Source organism: Janthinobacterium svalbardense, from assembly GCF_002327145.1.
GTDB classification, from domain to species: domain Bacteria; phylum Pseudomonadota; class Gammaproteobacteria; order Burkholderiales; family Burkholderiaceae_D; genus Janthinobacterium; species Janthinobacterium tructae.
Window position 1 is genome coordinate 5409847 of record NZ_CP023422.1, and the last position, 19770, is coordinate 5429616.

Annotated in this window: 15 protein-coding genes; 13 read left to right on the plus strand and 2 right to left on the minus strand. The window is 65.5% G+C overall.

Features of this window, described 5'->3' with window-relative positions:
* The first annotated feature begins 29 nt into the window (after nucleotides 1–29).
* Both CNX70_RS24110 and CNX70_RS24115 read left to right on the plus strand, forming a co-directional pair.
* Nucleotides 30–605: a GNAT family N-acetyltransferase gene (locus CNX70_RS24110; protein ID WP_096237608.1), complete on the plus strand. Its 576-nt coding sequence runs from the start codon at nucleotides 30–32 to the stop codon at nucleotides 603–605.
* 82 nt (nucleotides 606–687) lie between these two features.
* Nucleotides 688–2262, plus strand: coding sequence for a POT-type proton-dependent oligopeptide transporter (locus CNX70_RS24115; protein ID WP_096237609.1), 1575 nt, complete (start codon nucleotides 688–690; stop codon nucleotides 2260–2262).
* 52 nt (nucleotides 2263–2314) lie between these two features.
* On the opposite strand, the gene CNX70_RS24120 is transcribed toward CNX70_RS24115, so the two are convergent.
* Nucleotides 2315–3946, minus strand: coding sequence for an alpha-D-glucose phosphate-specific phosphoglucomutase (locus CNX70_RS24120; RefSeq protein ID WP_096237610.1), 1632 nt, complete (start codon nucleotides 3944–3946; stop codon nucleotides 2315–2317).
* A gap of 168 nt (nucleotides 3947–4114) precedes the next feature.
* Between CNX70_RS24120 and CNX70_RS24125 the strand changes: the two genes are divergently transcribed.
* From CNX70_RS24125 to CNX70_RS24175, 11 genes are all read left to right on the plus strand, one after another.
* The gene (locus CNX70_RS24125) at nucleotides 4115–4600 is read left to right on the plus strand and encodes a sigma-70 family RNA polymerase sigma factor (protein ID WP_208624458.1); all 486 of its coding nucleotides are present in this window, start codon (nucleotides 4115–4117) and stop codon (nucleotides 4598–4600) included.
* 8 nt (nucleotides 4601–4608) lie between these two features.
* A complete protein-coding gene (locus CNX70_RS24130) occupies nucleotides 4609–5706 on the plus strand; it encodes a FecR family protein (RefSeq protein WP_167389715.1) in 1098 nt (365 codons plus the stop codon).
* Between the two features lie 84 nt (nucleotides 5707–5790).
* Nucleotides 5791–8193, plus strand: coding sequence for a TonB-dependent siderophore receptor (locus CNX70_RS24135; RefSeq protein ID WP_096237613.1), 2403 nt, complete (start codon nucleotides 5791–5793; stop codon nucleotides 8191–8193).
* Nucleotides 8194–8462: 269 nt separating this feature from the next.
* Nucleotides 8463–10724 carry a TonB-dependent siderophore receptor gene (locus tag CNX70_RS24140; RefSeq protein ID WP_096237614.1) on the plus strand — a complete coding sequence of 754 codons (2262 nt, stop codon included), beginning with the start codon at nucleotides 8463–8465 and terminating at the stop codon, nucleotides 10722–10724.
* Nucleotides 10725–10795: 71 nt separating this feature from the next.
* On the plus strand, nucleotides 10796–11542 hold the full coding sequence (locus tag CNX70_RS24145) for a DUF4198 domain-containing protein (RefSeq protein WP_244198940.1): 747 nt from the start codon (nucleotides 10796–10798) through the stop codon (nucleotides 11540–11542).
* Nucleotides 11543–11544: 2 nt separating this feature from the next.
* Nucleotides 11545–11880 (plus strand): DUF3649 domain-containing protein, encoded by a 336-nt coding sequence (locus CNX70_RS24150; RefSeq protein WP_096237615.1) that lies wholly within the window; start codon nucleotides 11545–11547, stop codon nucleotides 11878–11880.
* Nucleotides 11877–13499 (plus strand): PepSY-associated TM helix domain-containing protein, encoded by a 1623-nt coding sequence (locus CNX70_RS24155; RefSeq protein WP_096237616.1) that lies wholly within the window; start codon nucleotides 11877–11879, stop codon nucleotides 13497–13499. Before CNX70_RS24150 ends, CNX70_RS24155 begins: the two co-directional genes overlap by 4 nt.
* Nucleotides 13499–13852 (plus strand): DUF3325 domain-containing protein, encoded by a 354-nt coding sequence (locus tag CNX70_RS24160; RefSeq protein WP_096237617.1) that lies wholly within the window; start codon nucleotides 13499–13501, stop codon nucleotides 13850–13852. The genes CNX70_RS24155 and CNX70_RS24160 overlap by 1 nt, the downstream gene beginning before the upstream one ends.
* Before the next feature lie 5 nt (nucleotides 13853–13857).
* The gene (locus CNX70_RS24165) at nucleotides 13858–14385 is read left to right on the plus strand and encodes a sigma-70 family RNA polymerase sigma factor (RefSeq protein WP_096237618.1); all 528 of its coding nucleotides are present in this window, start codon (nucleotides 13858–13860) and stop codon (nucleotides 14383–14385) included.
* A complete protein-coding gene (locus CNX70_RS24170) occupies nucleotides 14382–15335 on the plus strand; it encodes a FecR domain-containing protein (RefSeq protein WP_096237619.1) in 954 nt (317 codons plus the stop codon). The genes CNX70_RS24165 and CNX70_RS24170 overlap by 4 nt, the downstream gene beginning before the upstream one ends.
* Before the next feature lie 91 nt (nucleotides 15336–15426).
* Nucleotides 15427–17877, plus strand: a complete 2451-nt coding sequence (locus CNX70_RS24175) for a TonB-dependent siderophore receptor (protein WP_096237620.1) — start codon at nucleotides 15427–15429, stop codon at nucleotides 17875–17877.
* On the opposite strand, the gene CNX70_RS24180 is transcribed toward CNX70_RS24175, so the two are convergent.
* On the minus strand, nucleotides 17868–19682 hold the full coding sequence (locus tag CNX70_RS24180) for a putative bifunctional diguanylate cyclase/phosphodiesterase (protein ID WP_096237621.1): 1815 nt from the start codon (nucleotides 19680–19682) through the stop codon (nucleotides 17868–17870). The two genes, CNX70_RS24175 and CNX70_RS24180, sit on opposite strands and share 10 nt — an antisense overlap.
* Nucleotides 19683–19770: the final 88 nt, after the last annotated feature.

The window sequence follows — 19770 nt, forward strand, 5'->3', positions numbered from 1 at the left end:
TCTGACATCGAAGCCCGATACTCGCTCACATGCCCACCACCTCTGTCCGCCCCCTTGCACCAGACGACGCCAGCGCCTACCGCGCGCTGCGCCTGGCCGGCATCGCCGAACTGCCCACCGCCTTCTGCACCACGCACGCAGCGGAAAGCGGCTTGCCGCTGGCACAGATCGCCCAGCGCTTGCGCGCCACCTCGCACCAAATAATATTTGGCGCTTTCAACGAGGAACAATTGATCGCCATTGCCGGCCTGCGCCGCGAACCGATCGCCGTCGTGCATGACAAGGCCAGCCTGTGGGGCGTGTATGTGGCGCCGCAGGCGCGTGGACGCGGCGCGGGACGGCAACTGGTGCAGGCCGCCATCGACCATGCCTGCGCCATTCCCGAGCTGGCCCGCATTCGCCTGGCCGTGGCGCAGGACAACCACGCTGCGTTGACCCTGTACCTGGGTTGCGGTTTTACCCTGGCGGACGGTCCGGCAGCGGAGGGCATGCTGCCACTGCAGCTGCTGCTGCCCCGCTCCGCTCGTGCAAGTGCCAGTGCAAGCGCAAGTGCCGAAAGTAATGTCTTTATGAAAATCAATACCTTACAAATCTCTGCGAAATAGCGGACAGGCCGTTTTTTCTGTTGCAAGCAAACGCGGCAGGCCTTAGCATCGCGGCTTACAAAAAAAACTTGGGGGAGAGCCAATGTCATCGGCCGAGACACAAACCGCCACGGGCAAGATGCCCCGGCAAATACCGTACATCATCGCCAACGAAGGCTGCGAACGCTTCAGCTTTTATGGCATGCGCAACATCCTGACGCCGTTCCTCATCAGCACCTTGCTGTTGATGATCCCGATCGATCAACGCACGGGCGAAGCCAAGCACGTCTTCCACACCTTCGTCATCGGCGTGTACTTCTTCCCGCTGCTGGGCGGCTGGCTGGCCGACCGCTTCTTTGGCAAGTACAACACCATCTTCTGGCTCAGCCTCGTGTATTGCGCCGGCCATGCCTGCCTGGCCCTGTTTGAAAACAGCGTCAACGGCTTTTATTTCGGCCTGTTCCTGATCGCCTTCGGTTCCGGCGGTATCAAGCCGCTGGTGGCCTCGTTTGTCGGCGACCAGTTCGACCAGACCAACAAGCACAAGGCCAAGCTGGTGTTCGACCTGTTCTACTGGATCATCAACTTCGGCTCTTTCTTCGCCTCGCTGCTGATGCCGATGTTCCTGCGCGACTTTGGTCCCTCGATCGCCTTCGGCATCCCTGGCCTGATGATGCTGGCCGCTACCCTCGTCTTCTGGATGGGCGCCAAGAAGTACGTGCACGTGCCGCCGGCGCCGCCGAATCCCGACTCGTTTACCCGCGTCGCCCGCACGGCCCTGCTGGCCCGTGTCGATGGCGGTTCGCGTCCCGGCCTGTATGTGGCCTACGTCGGCGTGATCGGCGCCCTGTATGCGTTCTACAGCATTCCCGAATGGGGCTTCGTGATTGCAGCGTGTACCGCGCTGGTCTTGCTGCTGGCCTTCGGCAGCATCGGCACGGCCATGCAGCTGGAACGCGCACGCGGCATCCATCCGGATGAAGCCGTCGAAGGCGTGCGCGCCGTCTTGCGCATCCTCGTCATCTTCGCCCTCGTCACGCCGTTCTTCTCGCTGTTCGACCAGAAGGCCTCGACCTGGATCGTGCAAGCGAACACCATGGAAAAACCAAGCTGGTTCCTGCCGGCGCAGATGCAGGCGCTGAACCCGATGCTGGTGATGCTGCTGATCCCGTTCAATAACCTGGTGCTGTACCCGATGCTGAACCGCTTCGGCCTGGAAGCGACGGCCCTGCGCCGCATGACGGCCGGTATCGGCTTTTCCTCGCTGGCGTGGATCGTCATTGGCCTCTTGCAGCTGGCCCTCGACAGCGGCAACGCCGTCTCCATCATGTGGCAAATCCTGCCGTACGCCTTGCTGACCTTCGGCGAAGTGCTGGTCTCGGCGACAGGGCTGGAGTTTGCCTACAGCCAGGCGCCGGTCTCCATGAAGGGCGCCATCATGAGCTTCTGGAATCTGTCGACCACGGTGGGCAACCTGTGGGTGCTGATCGTCAACCGCAGCGTCATGAACGAAGGCGTGATCGGCAAGATCGCCGAGAGCGGCATCAGCGTGACGGCCTTCCAGATGTTCTTCTTCGCCGCCTTTGCAGCGGTGGCCATGCTGGCCTTCGGCCTGTATGCACGCAACTACAAGATGGTCGACAACTACCGCCAGGCCGCAGTGCCGGGCAAGGCGTGATAGCGCTGTAATCTGGCCGCAATCAAGAAGGGCGCCCGAGGGCGCCCTTTTTTTACGTCGTCACCGTCGGTGCATCGCGCCCCGTGCGCTCGCGGATCTGCGCCAGCTGCTCGGCCACGGCGATCAGTCCCGCCAGCGCCTCCTGGGTCGGGATGCCATGTTGCGCAACATCGGCTTCGTAGCGCTCCAGGTACAGGCGCAGGGTGGCGCCATCGGTGCCCGTGCCGGACAGGCGCAGCACGATGCGCGCGCCATCCGTCATGATGATGCGGATGCCCTGCTGCGTCGCCACCGAGCCGTCGACGGGGTCCGTGTAGCTGAAATCGTCGGCCAGCGCCACCGTGTAGCCATTGACTGCCTGGCCCGGCAAGGCGGCCAGCTGGCCGCGCACGGCGTCCATCAGCTGCTGCGCACCGGCGCTGTCGATGTCTTCATAATCGTGGCGCGAATAGTAGTTACGGCCATACGTGGCCCAGTGCGCGCGCACGATGTCTTCCACCGATTGTTTTTTCTCTGCCAGCAGGTTGAGCCAGAACAGCACGGCCCACAGGCCATCCTTTTCGCGCACGTGGTTCGAGCCCGTGCCGTAGCTTTCCTCGCCGCACAGGGTGGCCATGCCGGCGTCGAGCAGGGTGCCGAAGAATTTCCAGCCCGTCGGCGTCTCGTAGCACGGGATGCCCAGCGCGCTAGCGACCCGGTCGGCCGCTCCCGATGTGGGCATGGAGCGGGCGATACCCTTCAAGCCCCCACGGTAGCCGGGCGCCACAGTGGCGTTGGCGGCCAAAATCGCCAGGCTGTCCGAGGGCGTCACGTCGAAGCGCCGGCCGACGATCATGTTGCGGTCGCCGTCGCCGTCCGAGGCGGCACCGAAGTCCGGTGCATCGGCGGCGGCCATGATGGCAATCAATTCCTGCGCGTTGACGGGATTCGGGTCGGGATGGCCGCCACCGAAGTCTTCCAGGGGCACACCATTGATGACACTGCCCTTCGGCGCGCCCAGCATGCCTTCCAGGATGGCCGTCGCATACGGGCCGGAGACGGCGTGCATGCCGTCGAAGCAGATGCGCAAGCCGCCCGCGAACAGGGCGCGGATGGCGTCGAAATCGAACAGCTGCTGCATCAGTTCCGCGTAGTCAAGAACCGGGTCGATCACTTCGACCGTCATCTGCTCGATGCGCGTCAATCCCGGCGCATCGAGGTCGATGTCGGCAGCATCGCTGATGCGGTACTCGGTGATGCTTTGCGTGCGCGCAAACATGGCTTCCGTGACCTTTTCTGGTGCCGGGCCGCCATTGGCGATGTTGTACTTGATGCCGAAATCGCCATCGGGGCCGCCCGGATTATGGCTGGCCGACAGGATGAGGCCGCCGCTGGCGCCATGCTTGCGGATGACGCAGCTGACGGCCGGCGTCGACAGGATGCCACCCTGCCCCAGCAGCACGCGCGCGTAGCCGTGCGCGGCTGCCATGCGCAGCACCGTCTGGATGGCCGCGCGGTTGTAGTAACGCCCGTCGCCGCCCAGCACCAGCGTCTGGCCATGGCAGTCGCCGAGCGTGTCGAACACGCTTTGCACGAAGTTTTCCAGGTATTGCGGGGCACTGAAGACCGCCACCTTCTTGCGCAAGCCCGAGGTGCCGGGCCGCTGGCCAGCCATCGGCGCCGTATTGATAATTTGAATATCCATCTTGCCTCCTTATTAACTTCCCATGTTAACCGATGCTGGCCGTGAGGCAAAGCGTTGTACGCCTGCCACGGTGCGGCAAACCGCTTAGCGTGACATCCCGGCATGACATATAATGAGAATCATTCTCATATGCGGCATTCCTGGCTGCGGACTCATACATCGGACGCCGTGGTTGCACGCTATTACCAAGAACTGTTGAACTTTTGCTGGCGCAGCTTGCGCAACCGCGAAGCCGCTGCTGACCTGGTGCAGGAAAGCTATGCGCGCGTGCTGGGCGAAGCGGCCGTGCGCGAACCACGCGCGCTGCTGTACCACACGGCGCGCAACCTGCTGATCGACCAGCACCGGCGTGCCGCCTTGCGCCAGCACGAGGAACTCGACGCCCTGCCGGAAACGGCGCATCCGGCCGCACCACGCCATTTGCAGCCGGAGCAGGCGCTGGAAAGCAGCCAGGACTGGCAAGCCTGCGTGGCCGCCATCGACGCCTTGCCGCCGCGCTGTCGCGACGCCTTCGTGCTGCATGTCTTCGAGGAGTTGCCGCACGCACAAATCGCCGCGCGCATGGGCATTTCCGTGAGCATGGTGGAAAAACATATCGCGCGCGGCATGCTCAGTTGCCAGGCGCAGTTGCATTCTTTGCGGGAAGCCACATAATGGCGCCCATGACCGCCCTTCCGCCCCGCCATGCTTTCGGCCCCTCCGCCCAGGAGCAGGCGGACATGCGCGAGTACGCCGACTTTGCCACCACGCAAGACCCGGTAGCGCTGGCGGCCGCCACCTGGTTCAGCCGGCGCGGCAACCTTGATGTGCAGCAACAGGCCGACTTTGCCGCCTGGCTGGCAGCCGATGCGCAGCACGCGCAAGCATATGCGCAGCTAAAGGATACGCACCGCGCCGCGCGCACAATTCCCGCGCAGGTGGCCGCGCGCTGGGCAGTGCCACCGGCGGCGCCAGCGCCATTTCCCCGCCGCCCGCTTCTGCGCTCCCTGCGCGTGCTGCCGTATGCGGCCGCCGCCATGCTGCTGCTCAGCGTGGGCGCGGGCGCCTACCAGTGGTGGCAACAGCAACCCACGTTCAGCCAGGCGTATGCCACCGCGCGCGGCCAGCGCCTGGCCGTTGCCCTGCCCGACGGCAGCAAGCTACAGCTCGATACGGCCACGCAGCTGCACGTCACCCTGTACCGCCAGCGCCGCGAAGTGCGCTTGGCGCACGGCGAAGCGCTGTTCCAGGTGCAAGCGAAGCAAGGCCAGCCTTTCAACGTGCTCAGCGGTCCTTTGACGGTGACGGTGGTGGGAACGCAGTTTTCCGTGCGCAACACCTTGGCCCACGACGGCCAGTTGCGCGTGGCCGTGCAGCATGGCCAGGTGCGCGTGGCGGGCGCGCGGCAAGACCTGGTCGACCTGCGAGCCGGCCAGGGCGTCAGCAGCGATGCCGGCGGCCGCCTGTCTGAAGTCGCCAGCCTGGCCCCAGGCAGCGTGGCGCCGTGGCGCGACGGTCGTGTCACCTTCGACAATGTGCCGCTGGGCGCGGCGCTGGCCGAATTTGAGCGCTATGGCGACACGGGCCTGGCCGTGCGCGATCCCGCCGTGGCCAGGCTGCGCATCGGCGGCAGTTTCAGCCTGACACAGCTCGACCGCTTCGCCTCTGCCTTGCCGCAGCTGCTGCCCGTCCAGGTCGTGCGCAGCGGCGGCGTCAGCGAGATCCGCATGGCGGCAAAAATGCCGGCGCAAGCCCCTGCGATGCGGCTGCCTGAAAAATAAATGCAAATAGTTCGCATTCTCAGGTGAGGATTTTGTCCGCTGCCGCGTCTACCAAGTTAATCGACAACAAATTAACCTGGAGAAATGCAACATGTGGTCCCCCGCCTCAATCTGACACCCGCCCCCCTCGCCCTGGCCGCCATGCTGGCCCTGGGCAGCATTCCCCTGGCACAGGCGCAAACGGCGCCCACCGTCAAGCTGGCCATCGCCGCCCAGCCGCTGGGGCAAGCCCTGAATGAACTGGCGCGGCAAGCCAATTTGCAACTGCTGTTCGCCCCCGAGCTGGTGGCCGGCAAGACGGCGCCCGCCGTCAGCGGCATCCTCAGCGTGGCCGACAGCCTGGAACGCCTGCTGGCCGGCAGCGGCCTGGCCGCCAGCATCGATGGCAACAGCGTCATCATCCGTCCGGCGCCCGCCGCCACGGGCAAGGTGGCGACCCTGGCGGAAATCACCGTCAGCGCACGCCAGGAGGCGACGACGGATACCGAGCTGAGCAAGTCGTATGCGGCGCAGGCGGTGAGCATCGGCAAGGGCCGGCAAAGCCTGCGCGAGATTCCCCAGTCCGTCTCCGTGCTGACGCGCCAGCAACTGAACGACCAGAATTTGCTCAGTCTGGACGACGCCATGCGCGGCGTGACGGGCATCACCGTCGAAGCGAGCAGCACGGGCGGCAACCACGGCAATTTTTACTCGCGCGGCTATGCGCTCGATGCGGTGCAGGTCGATGGCGTGATGACGCCCGCCAGCACGGGCAATGACTTGTCAGCCGGCTTCGGCCTGGCCATCTATGACCGCGTGGAAGTGCTGCGCGGTCCCGCCGGCCTGTTCCAGGGCGCGGGCGACCCGGGCGGTACCATCAACCTGGTGCGCAAGCGGGCGCGCGACACCTTTGCCGCCAGCGGCGTGCTCAGCGCCGGTTCCTGGGACCGCTACTATGCGGAAGCGGACGTGACGGGTCCCCTGAGCGCGGACGGCAAGGTGCGCGGCCGCCTGGTGGCCGCGTATGAACACCGGCGCTCCTTCGTCGACCACGTGTATGCGGAAAAACCGCTGCTGTACGGCACCGTCGCCGTCGATCTGGCGCCGGGCACCGTGCTGACGGGCGGCGTCACCTGGCAGGAATACAAGGGCCGTCCCGCCTTCGGCTTGCCCGCGTATGAAGACGGGCGCCTGCTCGATGTGCCCCGCTCCACCTACCTGGACCCGGCCTGGAACCACATCACGGAAAAGGTCACGGAATACTTTGCCGAGCTCGACCATAGACTGGATAACGGCGGCCAGGTCAAGGTGACGGCCCTGTACCGTGAGCAGGATGAGCCATCGCGCAACTTCGGCTGGTCCGACTGCTCGGCCGACCCCGTCACGGGCGACAGCTGCCTGATCAGCTGGAACTACCGCAGCCACTGGAAGACGCAGGGCCTGGATGCTTACCTGGCTACGCCGTTCCAGGCGTTTGGCCGCAGCCATGACCTGATCGTGGGCGCCGACTATCGCCAGGTGCACAAGCATTTCCAGTATGGCGGCGGCGACAATGCACCGATCAATATTGTCCATCCGGATAACAATATCGCCCGGCCCAGCTACACCTTTTCCAACGGCAATGACAACCGCAGCAAGCAGTTCGGCCTGTACGCGCGCACCCGCCTGCAGGCGACGGAACGGCTGGCCGTCAACCTGGGCGGGCGCCTGACGCACTGGGACAACCACACCGTCAACCGCAATGCGTATTTCAACCAGTTCACCGATGTCAGCAACACCATCAATGCGAAATTCACGCCGTACGCGGGCCTGGTCTACGAGCTCGACAAGCAGGTGTCCGCCTACGGCAGCTACACGCGCATATTCTCGCCCCAGAGCACAACGGACGCTGCCGGCCAAACCCTGAAACCACGCACGGGCCAGCAATTCGAACTGGGACTGAAGGCGGAGCTGTTCGACAAGAACGTCAATGCGCATGCGGCCCTGTTCCGCATGGAAGATGAAAACCGCGTCATGCCCGACCCGGCCAACCCGCTGTTTTCCATCGGCGCCGGCAAGATGCGCAGCCAGGGCGTGGAAGCCGAACTGAGCGGCAGCCCCCTGCCGGGCTGGAACATCACGAGCGGCTATTCCTACACCAGCACGCGCACCCTCGAAGGCAGCGACGACCAGAAGGCCCAGCTGTACACCTTCATCGCCCCGCGCCACAATGTCAACCTGTGGACCAATTACCGGCTGGCCGGCGCGCTCGATAAAATCAGCGTGGGTGGCGGCTTGCGCAGCGTCAGCAGCATGTACCGCCTGAACGGCCCCGTGAAATTCGAGCAGGGCCCCGTCACCACGGTGGGCTTGCAGGCGGGCTACCGCCTCAGTCCCAAGCTGGAGCTGTCGCTGACGGTGAACAACCTGTTCGACAAGAAATACTACACGCGTGTGTGGGCCGCCTATGGTTCCAACTTCTATGGCGAACCGCGTAACGCCATGCTGACCCTGCGCGGCCAGCTGTAACGCTTGCCCCCCCCCGGGACGGCCGCCGCCAGGAATGGGGCGGCCGTGCTCGTTTACAACATCGCACTCTTGCATGTCTCGCAACCCCACACTATAATAAGAATAGTTCTCATTCACATTTACGACTCCCACCGGAGTCTGCACACAGTCGCCTGACTGAAGCGCGGCTGGATGACAGACTGCGCCAGCCAGGCACCACCGCCAAGCAAGCCTCCCATACCAACAACGCCAGCCGCTCGACGGTGGGCACACGAGAAGAAGGATGTTTCATGGCGCGAGCACGTTCGCTGGCCGGTATCGCTACCGGCCCGTTTTCCCCACCGGTTCCCCACGTTGCCCTGCGTCCGCTGGCCATCGCCGTACATTCCGCATTGCTGACGGCAGCACTGGGCGCCGGCGCGGCCCTGGCTGCCGAGGCGCCGGCCAAGCCCGATGAAGCCACCTTGAGCGAGATCAAGGTAGTGGGCCAGCAAGACAAGGCATCGACCGAGCATACGGGTTCCTACACGACAAAGCAGATGGCCACGGCCACGCGCATGGGCCTGTCGATTCGCGAAACGCCGCAATCGATCTCGGTCGTGACGCGCCAGCGCATGGACGACATGGGCTTGAACAGCCTGGCCGAGGTGCTGGTGCAGTCGACGGGCGTGACGGTGCAGGAAAACGACAGCGAACGCACGAACTTTTCGGCGCGCGGCTTTTCCATCGGCAATTACCAGATCGATGGCGTGGCCGTCAATTCGGGCTCCAATGCGCTGTTCGACACGGCCATCTACGACCGCATCGAAATCGTGCGCGGCGCCACGGGCCTGGTCAGCGGCAATGGCGACCCGTCGGCCACCATCAACATGCTGCACAAGCGTCCCGGCAAGGAGTTCGCCGCCTCGGCCGGCCTGACGCTGGGTTCCTGGAGCAAGGTCCGCCTGGAAGGCGACATCAGTGCGCCGCTCAATGCCGATGGCAGCATCCGCGGGCGCGTCGTCGTGGCCGGCCAGAACCGCCATTCCTATATGGACCTGTACCAGGAACGCAAGCTGGTGGGCGCCGTCATCGTCGAGGCGGACCTGACGCCTGCAACGTTGCTGACGGCCGGTATCGACTACCAGAAAAATACACCGAAGGGCACGAGCTGGGGCACCACGCCCCTGTTCTTCTCTGATGGCACGCCCGCCAACATGCCGCGCTCGTTCAACATGGCGGCCAAGTGGAGCAGCTGGGAGCGCGCGTTCCAGAACAGCTATGTCTATCTCGAACACCGCTTCGCCAACGACTGGAAGATCAAGGCCGCCTACGGTCGCCTGAACAGCTCCTCGAACGGCAAGCTGTTTTACGGCGGCAGCGGCTATCCGAAACGCGATGGCAGCGGCCTGGAAGTCTGGAGCGGCGCCTTCCCCTACGATGAAAAGCAGGACAACTTCGACCTGGCGGCCAACGGCACCTTCCCCCTGTTCGGCCGCCAGCACGACCTGGTGCTGGGCGTGAACGGCTGGAAGCGCACCGGCACGACGAATGAAACCTTGCTGCCCGATCCGCTGCCATTTGCCACCACCATCCCCGACTTCCGCAACTGGACGGGCGATGTGCCCGAACCCAGCCTGACGCGCACGGGTGCGCGCGACGTCGCCACCACCAAACAGTCGGGTGCCTTCATCGCCACGCGCATCAATGTCACGGACAGCTTCAAGGTGCTGGCCGGCGCGCGCGTCTCCAGGTGGGAAACCTACAACGACCGCTACGACACCAAGGGCCGTTTTGAAAAGCGCAGCTCGGCCTACAAGACGGATGATGTCGTCACGCCCTACGCGGGCCTGGTGCTCGATGTGAGCAAGAGTACCTCGCTGTACGCCAGCTACACGGACCTGTTCAAGCCGCAAAACCTGAAGGACAAGAACAACGCCTTCCTCGACCCGATCACGGGCAGCAACGTGGAAGCGGGCGTGAAGAGCGAATTCTTCGACGGCGCCGTGAACGCCTCGTTCGCCGTGTATGAAGCCAAGCAGGACAATCTGGGCGAGGAAGACAGATCGGTGCCGCTGACCTTTGTGCTGCCGGACGGCAGCCTCCCCTATGTCTCGACGGGCAAGGGCACGAAAAGCCGCGGCTACGAGGCGGAAGTGTCGGGCAGTCCCTTGAGCGGCTGGCAGCTGTTCGCCGGCTACACGCACAGCAAATCGAAGACGGGCAAAGGCGTGGTGACCAACACCATCCAGCCGACCAACATGCTGCGCGTCTCGACCACCTACCGCCTGCCGGGCGAGCTGCAAAATCTCACCATCGGCGGCGGCTTGAACTGGCAGAACGAAATCTGGACGATGGCCACCCTGCCGAACAAAAGCAAAATCCGGGTCAGCCAGGGCAGCTACGTGCTGGCCAACCTGATGGCGCGCTACCAGATCAGCCCGAAACTCTCGGCCAGCCTGAATGTCAACAACCTGTTCGACAAGACGTATTTCCGCCGCGTGGGTTTCTATAACGGCGGCTATTACGGCGAACCGCGCAACGTGGCGCTGAACTTGCGCTACCAGTACTGATGCATCGCAGGCCGCTGTCCCCCGGGAACGCGGCCGATTTTCCATTCACATAAAAAGATAAGGGATACACCATGCACATCGATTCCATCGCGCGCCTCGGCGTCCTCGCCACCGCCCTGCTGGGCGCAGCCCTCGCTTCCGGCTCGGCCAGCGCGCACCAGATCTGGCTGCAGCAGGACGGCAAGGCAGCCAGCGTGTATTTCGGCGAGTTCGGCGACAACCTGCGCGAAGCGTCGCCCGGCCTGCTGGACAAGTTCAGCATCAAGAACGTGACATGGATCTCGGCCAAGGGCGCGCAGCCGCTGCAGGCAAGCAAGACGGCCGGCGCGTTCATCCTGAACGGCAAGGTGGGCGCCGGCGAAAGCATCATCGTCGAGGAAGACAACTACCCGTCGTGGGAAGAAAAGAAGGATGGCAAGAGCACGCGCACCGTGTGGATTCCCGCCGCGCGCCTGATCGCCGACAGCAAGACGCAAACGCCCGCGCTGACCCTGGACCTGGTGCCAACCGGCAAACCAGGCCAGTTTCAGGTCAGCTACCAGGGCAAGCCGCTGGCGCAAGCCAAGGTCAGCGCCGTGGTGCAATCGGGCTGGGGCAAGGAAGCGTGGAGCGATGTGCAAGGCCTGGTCAGCTTCCCGCTGCCATGGAAGGGCACCTATGTACTGGAAGTGCAGCACACGGACAAGACGGCCGGCCAGCGCGGCACACAAGCGTATGACAAGGCCATGTTCGTGACCACCCTGAGCCTGCTGCAGCCGCAAGGCGTGACGCCGCTGCCGGCCGGCCCGGCCCTGCCACCGAGCAAGGATCACGACTGACCATGCAAGCGCCAGCCATCATTAAAATGCCGCGCCTGCGGCTCTCCGCCGGCGCCGTCTACCGCCTCGGCGTGGCGTCGCGCAGCGTGGCCGCCATCGTTGGCGGCTACGTACTGGCAGCGCTGGTCACCATGCTGCTGTCGGTCAGCCTGCCCATGGCCCGTTCCGAAGCCGTCATGACGGCCACCCTGCTGTCGTTTGCCATCTACACCTGCGCCGTGATGTGGGTCTTCGCCACGCGCAGCGCCCTGCGCGCCTGGCTGGGCCTGCTGATTCCCGCCGCCGTCATCGCCGCCATCCTGCAGTCGATGGACGCACTATCCTGGAGTCTCGCATGAAAGAAGGTTTCCGCCAGTCGATGGCATGGCTGCACACCTGGTCCGGCCTGCTCGTCTGCTGGATTTTGCTGTTGGTGTTTTACGCCGGCACGGCCAGCTACTACCGCAATGAAATCACCCTGTGGATGCAGCCCGAATTGCACGGCGCCGCCGCCAGCCAGGTAAGCACAGAGGAAGCGGCCAAGGTCGCGCAAAAAGCGATGCAGGAGCGCGCCACGGGCGCCACGCGCTGGTTCATCAGCCTGCCCGGCGAGCGCAATCCCGCCACACAGCTGGGCTGGAGCAAGCCATCGCAGCCCGGCGAAAAGAAACGCGGACGGCGCGGCAATTTTCATAGCGAAAAAGCCGACCCGGCCACGGGCGAGGTGCTATCGAAGCCACGCGAGACGCGCGGCGGCGAATTCCTCTATCGCCTGCATTTCGACCTGCACTACATGTCGGCCATCTGGGGCCGCTGGATCGTGGGTTTCTGCGCCATGTTCATGTTCGTCTCCATCATCAGCGGCATCGTCACGCACAAGCGCATCTTCAAGGACCTGTTTACCTTCCGGCCGAAAAAGGGCCAGCGCTCGTGGCTCGACGCGCACAACGTGACGGCCGTGCTGGCACTGCCCTACCACATCATGATCACCTACACGGGCCTGGTCACCCTGATGTTCCTGTACATGCCGTCCGGCGCCACGGCCGCCTACAAGGGCGACCAGGACACCTTCTTCGCCGAGGCGTTCCCCGGCCGCTCGGGCGACAGCAAGCCGGCCGGCGTGGCCGCGCCGCTGACACCGCTGGCACCGCTCGTGCGCCAGGCGGAACAGCATTGGGGCGGCAAGGTCGAACGCATCTCCGTGAATCACCCGGGCGACGTCAACGCCACCATTTCGCTGACGCGCGCCGGCGGACGCGACATGTCGTCGAAGCAGCCGTCGATGGAATTCGATGGCGTCACCGGCAAGCTGCTGTCGACCGATGGAGACGCGCAGCCCGGCGCCGCCGCCACGCAAGGCGTGATGGTCGGACTGCACGTCGCGCATTTCGGCGGACCGCTGCTGCGCGCGCTGTTCTTCCTCTCCGGCCTGGCCGGCTGTGCCATGGTCGCCACGGGCGCCCTGCTGTGGGCCGTCAAGACGCGCCAGAAGCAAGCCAAGGCGCTGGCCGCCGGCAAGCGCGCCAGCTTCGGCCTGCGCCTGGTCGAGGCGCTCAACATCGGCGCCATCGCCGGCATCCCGATCGCCTTCGGCGCCTACTTCTGGGCCAACCGCCTGCTGCCGGTGGCGATGGAAGACCGGCCGAAGGAAGAAATCGCCTGCTTCTTCGGCGCCTGGGCCCTGGCCGCCATCATCGCCCAGCTGCGCCCCTCGCGCGCCATGTGGCGCATGCAACTGGCCGTGGGCGCCTTCCTGCTGGCATCGCTGCCCGTGCTGAACGTCTTCACGACCCATTCGCACCTGGGCGTGACCCTGTTCCTGGGCCGTGGCCCTGTCGCCGTGGCCGCCTTCGACCTGGTGGTGCTGGCGCTGGGCCTGGGCCTCGCGTATGCGGCGTTCAAGTTAAAACCGCTGCCCGTGAAGGCGGCCAAAACCACACCCGCCGCCAAGCCGGCAACGACGATGGAGGCCGCGTGATGGAGCTGCTGTCGAACTTCCTTGTCTTCGCCCTGTGCTATGCGGGCCTGTCTTCGCTGTGCCTGGCCATGGACCGCCACTACGCCGACCTGCATGGGCGCGGCACCGAGCCACCCGCACCACTGCGCCGCCGTTTGCAGTGGGCCGGCTGGCTGGCGCTGGCGGCCGCCCTGGCCTGGGCCATGCACATCGCCGGCGGCGGCTATGGCCTGGTCTACTGGGTCGGCAGCCTGACGGGCTGCGGCTTGCTGCTGATCTGGCTGCTGCCCTACGCGCCGCACCAGGCCATGCGCCTGGCGCGCGTCATCGGCGGCGCGGCCGTGCTGGCCGCCGTCGCGCTGGCAGTGCTGTAACGATCATGGCCATGCCCCCCCTGCTGCCCACGCAGCTGGAAAGCCATTACCGCGCGCACCACGGCTGGCTGGCGCACTGGCTGCAGCGGCGCCTGGGCAATGCTTTTGATGCGGCCGACCTGATGCAGGACACTTTCATCCGCCTGCTGGCCGGTGCCCCCGCACAGCCGCAAACGCCGGCCCTGCGCGCGCCGAAGGCTTACCTGGCTACCGTCGCCAAGCATTTGCTGATCAATCATTTACGGCGCCAGTCGCTGGAACGCGCCTGGGCCGCTGCGCTGGCCGCGCAGCCAGAGCAGTACCAGCCCTCCGTCGAGCAGCGCGCGCAAATCCTGCAGGCGCTGCAAGCCGTCGACGCCATGCTCGACGGCCTGAAACCGAAGGTGCGCGCCGTCTTCATCATGGCGCAGATCGAAGGCCATGCGTATGCGGACATCGCCGCGCAACTGGTCATCGGCGAGCGCTCCGTGAAGCGCTACATGGCCGAGGCGCTGACCGAATGCGTGCTGCTGGCGCCGGACTTGCCGGCATGAGTGCGGCCACTCCACCATCTCCTCTTCTGTCGCGCAAGGTGGCGCGCCAGGCCGTCGAATGGTATTTGCTGGAGCAATCTGGCCAGGCCACGCCGGATGACCTGGCGGCATCGGCCGCATGGCGCGCGCGCGACCCGGAACATGCGCGCGCCTGGAGCAAGGTGCAACAGGTCGGCCAAACGGCCAGCCTGCTGCCGCCGGATCTGGCCGTTCCCGTGCTGCGCCGGCCGCAGCGCCGCGTGGCAGTGCAGGTACTGCTGGCGCTGATGGCGGCGCCCGCCGCCTGGCTGCTGGTGCGCCACGAGATGCTGGCCGACTACCGCAGCGGCGTGGGCGAACGGCGCGAGGTGTCCTTGCCCGATGGCGGCACCCTGGTGCTCAACACGGACAGCGCCGTCGATGTGGCGTATGGCGCCGATGAAAGGCTGCTGACCTTGCGCCGCGGCGAAGTGCTGATACAGACGCGCCCCGACCACGCCGGCAGCCGACCCTTCATCGTCGCCACCGGCCATGGCCGCATCCGCGCACTGGGCACGCGCTTCAGCGTGCGCGTCGACGACGACAGCAGCCGCGTGACAGTGTTCGAACACGCGGTGGAAATCACGCCGCGCGCGCCCTCGGCCACCGTGCGCATGCTCATGGCGGGACAGCAAAACCGCTTCGACGCCAGCCACGCCGGCCTGCCCGCGCCGGCGCTGCCGCAAGCCGATGCATGGGCGCGCGGCATGCTGGCGGCGCAGGACATGCGCCTCGATGCCTTCGCCTTTGAGCTGTCACGCTACCGACCTGGCCTGCTGCGCGTGGAGCCGCAAGTGGCGGGCTTGCGCCTGACGGGCGCGTTCCAGCTCGACGACACGGACGCCGTGCTGGAAAACCTGGCGCGCATCCTGCCCGTCGACGTGCTGTACCGCACCGCGTACTGGGTCACCCTCGCGGCGCGCAAAAAATAGTTTATAAAAGTTGGCCCTTTTTTTCAGCATGGCCTGTCCTGTGAGTATTGCAACGATATCTTCAACGACACTCCACCGAAAAGGCCAGACCATGCACCCACCTCGTTTGACTCCCCTCGCGCGCGCCGTCGGCAGCGCCGTGTTCCTGCTGTCGCTGGCGCAGGCACCGGCCCTGGCGGCCGATGCCACCGCCGCGCCGCCCGCCGCGCAAACAGCCTTCAACGTGCCGGCTGGCGAGCTGTCCGCCGCCATCGCCAGCTTTGCCATCGAGGCCAAAGTCAGCGTGGGCGCGGCGGCCGAACTGCTGCAAGGCGTGCGCACGCCGGGCCTGAGCGGCAGCTACACGGTGCCGCAGGCGCTGGCCCGTTTGCTGGCCGGCACGGGACTGGAAGCACTGCCCAGCGGGGAACGCAGCTACGTGCTGCGCAAGGCCGGCGCTGCATCGCCCGGCGCGCCGATCGCCGCCACCCTGGATGAAGTGGCCGTCAGCTCCAGCGCCCTGCGCGACGGCACCACGGAAGGCAAGCGCGGCTACGCGGGGCTGACCAGCGCCACGCGGCTGAACCTGTCGCTGCGCGAAACGCCGCAGGCGGTCAGCGTCATCACGCGCCAGCAGATCGACGACCAGGGCTTGCGCACCTTGCAGGACGTGCTGCTGCAGGCGCCCGGCATCACGGTCGACCATTCGTCGAGCACGCGCGAATACGACCAGGTGTTTTCACGGGGATTTGAAGTGACGTCGTACATGTTCGACGGTATCCCGACCAGCAAGAACCTGGAAGCGCGCACCTACGACATGGCCATCTACGACCGCGTCGAAATCATCCGCGGCGCGACGGGCCTGATCAGCGGCACGGGCAGCCCGTCGGCGGCCGTCAACCTGCTGCGCAAGCGCCCGGGCCGCAGCTTTGCCGCCACGGCCGGCGCGCAGCTCGGTTCGTGGGACCGCTACCGCATCGAAGGCGATGTCTCGACGCCCTTGACGGCGGACGGCAAGGTGCGCGCGCGCGTCGTCGCCGCGCATGAAGACCAGCGCTCCTTCATCGACCGCTACCGGCAGAAAAAGGACGTGCTGTACGCCATCGTCGAAGCGGACCTGACGCCATCGACGGTGCTCAGCGCCGGCATCAACTACCAGAAGGAAAAGCTGAAAGGCGCGGGCCGCGACTTCCCCATGTTCTATGCCGACGGCTCGCAGACCAGCTTCCCCCGCTCGATGAACGGCACGGCCGCATGGAGCACGTACGAGCGCGAACAGAGCATGCTGTTCGCCACGCTCGACCACTATTTCGACAACGACTGGATCGCCAAGCTGGCCGTCAGCCGCAGCAGCAACCAGTACGACGCCCTGCAGGGCTTTTCCGGCAATGGCTACCCTGAGCGCGTGACGGGCGGCGGCATGCGGCTGTGGCTGGCCAACTGGCACAGCAAGCCGCAACAGACCTCGCTCGACGCCTATGTCAGCGGCCCGTTCCAGGCCTTCGGCCGCCAGCATGAACTGGTGCTGGGCGTGAGCGCCTCGGAACTCAAGACGAACAGCCCCATCTATCCGGGCTGGCGCCTCGATGGCTATGACTACACGGTGCCGGATATCCACGCCTGGAATGGCGCCATGCCGGTGCCCGACTACAGCGGCACGCGCCTGGGCAGCTCGTACGACAAGGAACGCGAAAGCGGCCTGTATTCGACCCTGCGCCTGCGCCCGACGGATGCGCTGTCGGTGATTATTGGCGCGCGCCTGTCGTACTGGAAGCGCGACATCCGCAGCGATTATGCCAATGACACGGACCTGTACGACGCGATGCGTGAAAACGGCAAGATCACGCCGTATGCGGGCCTCGTCTACGACCTGGGCCGGCACTGGTCGGCCTACGCCAGCTACACCAGCATCTTCACGCCGCAAAGCCAGCGCGACGTCAACAGCCGCTTCCTGGCGCCGCTGGAAGGCAAGAACTACGAAGTGGGGGCGAAGGGCGAATTCTTCGGCGGCAAGCTCACCACCAGCGCCGCCGTCTTCCAGCTGAAGCAGGAAAACCTGGCCGAAGCCGATCCGGGCAATGTCTGGATCATCGGCACGGGCGGCGGTTCCTACGCCTATCACACGGTCAAGGGCGCCACCACGCGCGGCGTCGAGGCGGAAGTCTCAGGCCAGCTGCGCCCCGACTGGCAACTGACGGCCAGCTATGCCTACAGCCGCATCCGCAATGCCGCCGGCGCACGCATCCAGACCAACCAGCCGCAGACCATGGCCAAGCTGTGGACCACCTGGCGCCTGGCGCAGGGCGTGCCTGGCCTGGTGCTGGGCGGCGGCGTGAACTGGCAGAGCGATATCTACATGGATGACCGCGGGCCGAATGGCGAACGCTTCACGCAGAAGGCGTATGCGGTGGCGGGACTGATGGCGCAGTATCAGCTCAGTGCGCAGCTGGTGGCGACCCTGAACGTCAATAACGTCTTCGACAAGAAGTACTATTCGACGGGCATGGGCGGCTACTACGGCGATCCGCGCAACGCCATGCTGTCGCTACGCTATCAGTACTGAATGACTTCGCTACTTTTGAGCAGCACCTCGATGCCCTCGGGTGCCATGGCGCGGCCCAGGTAGTAGCCGAACGCCTCGTCGCAGCCCATCTCGGCGAGCAGTTCCAGCTGCGCGCCGCTTTCCACGCCGCCGGCGATGCTGCGCAGCCCGAGCGTGCGCGCCATCGCCACGATGGCGCGCACCATGGCGCCGTCGCCACCGGGTTTACCCAGGTCGTCGACGAAACACTTTTCGATCTTCACGGCATCCGTGGGAAAGCGTTTCAGGTAATTGAGCGAGGCGTCGCCCGTGCCGAAATCGCTGATGGCAATCGCCATGCCCAGCTGGCGGAACTGGCGCAGTATCAGTTCGCAATTCTGGTTGCGGTCGATCAGGATGCCGGCGGCGATTTCCAGTTCGATGCAATGTCCCGGCACGCCAGCCGCCTCCAGCGCGGCGGCGAAATTGCGCGCGATATCGCGCTGGTAGAACTGGCGCGCCGACAGGCTGACGGACACCGTCAGCCTCTGCCCCTGCGCCATCCAGCTGCGCGCCTGTTCCACCGCCGTGGCCAGCACCCAGGCGCCCACCGGCAGGATCAAGGCGCTTTCTTCCAGCACCGGTAAAAAGTCGAGCGGCATCATCAGTCCCAGTTCCGGATGCTTCCAGCGCAGCAGCGCCTTCACGCCCGTGATCCTGCGCGTCTTCAGGTCCATGCGCGGCTGATAGAACAGGGCGAATTCGTTGCGTTCGAGCGCATGGCGCAGGGCAGTCTCGAGGATGGTGCGCGAGTACGACTGCGTCTGCATGCGCGCGGCGTAACGCAAACAAGTACCCGGCGCGTGGCGCTTGGCCGCGTACATGGCCAGGTCGGCCTTCTCGATCAGCGCATTGACGTCGTCGTCATCGTCCGGGTACAGGGCCACGCCCACGCTGGCCGCCACCGACAGGCTGTACTCGCCGATGACGAAGGGCGCGGCGATGGCGGCGACGATCTTTTCGGCCACTCGTTCGGCATCGTGCGCCGTGCGCAGTTCCGTCAGCAGGATGATGAATTCATCGCCGCCCTGGCGCGCCACCGTATCGACCTTGCGCACGCACTGCTGCACCCGGCGCGCGAACTCCGTCAGCACCTGGTCGCCCACGTCGTGTCCCAGGCTGTCGTTGATGGACTTGAAGCGGTCGATATCGACGAACAGCACGGCCAGCAAAGCCTGGTGGCGGCGCGCGTAGGCGATGCCGTGCTCGAAGCGGATCTGGAAATGCAGCCGGTTCGGCAGCCCCGTCAAGCCGTCGTGGTGGGCGATGAATTCCAGCTGCTGCTCGGCGCGCCGGCGGGCCGATACATCGTGCAGCAGCAGTACCGCGCCACCTTGCGCCAGCGGCGCGCAGCTGTACTGTACGTCGATGCGCTTGCCGTCGAGATGGCGCAGCAGCACGGCGCCGCGTGCCACTTCCAGCACTTCCTGCCGCTCTACGCAGTCGCGCACCTGGCGCGCCGCATCGACAGGCGCGCCGTCATGGAACAGCGGCAGCAGCTCGGTCACAGGCTGGCCCAGGCCATCGTCGCCCAGCAAGCCACCCATGCTGCTGGCGCGGGGATTCATGTACTGCACCACGCCATCGTGGTCGGTGCCGATGACGGCTGCCGGGAGTGCGTGCAGCAGCGCCAGCGCATCCGCCATGCGCTGCGCCTGCGCCGCCTGCAGCACCACGCCCGTCGCATGGCGCATGCGCCACATGCGCGCCGCCTGCCACTGGCAGGCCAGCAGCGCGCTCAGTACCACGGCCAGGGTCAGGCACAGCACCAGCAGCAGCGCCGTCATGCGTCACCCGGCAGGCGGAAAGTGAAGAACATGGTTTTCCTTTGCAACGCGCGCCATGCGGCCGGGCGCAGATCCATGCGGAAAGGAA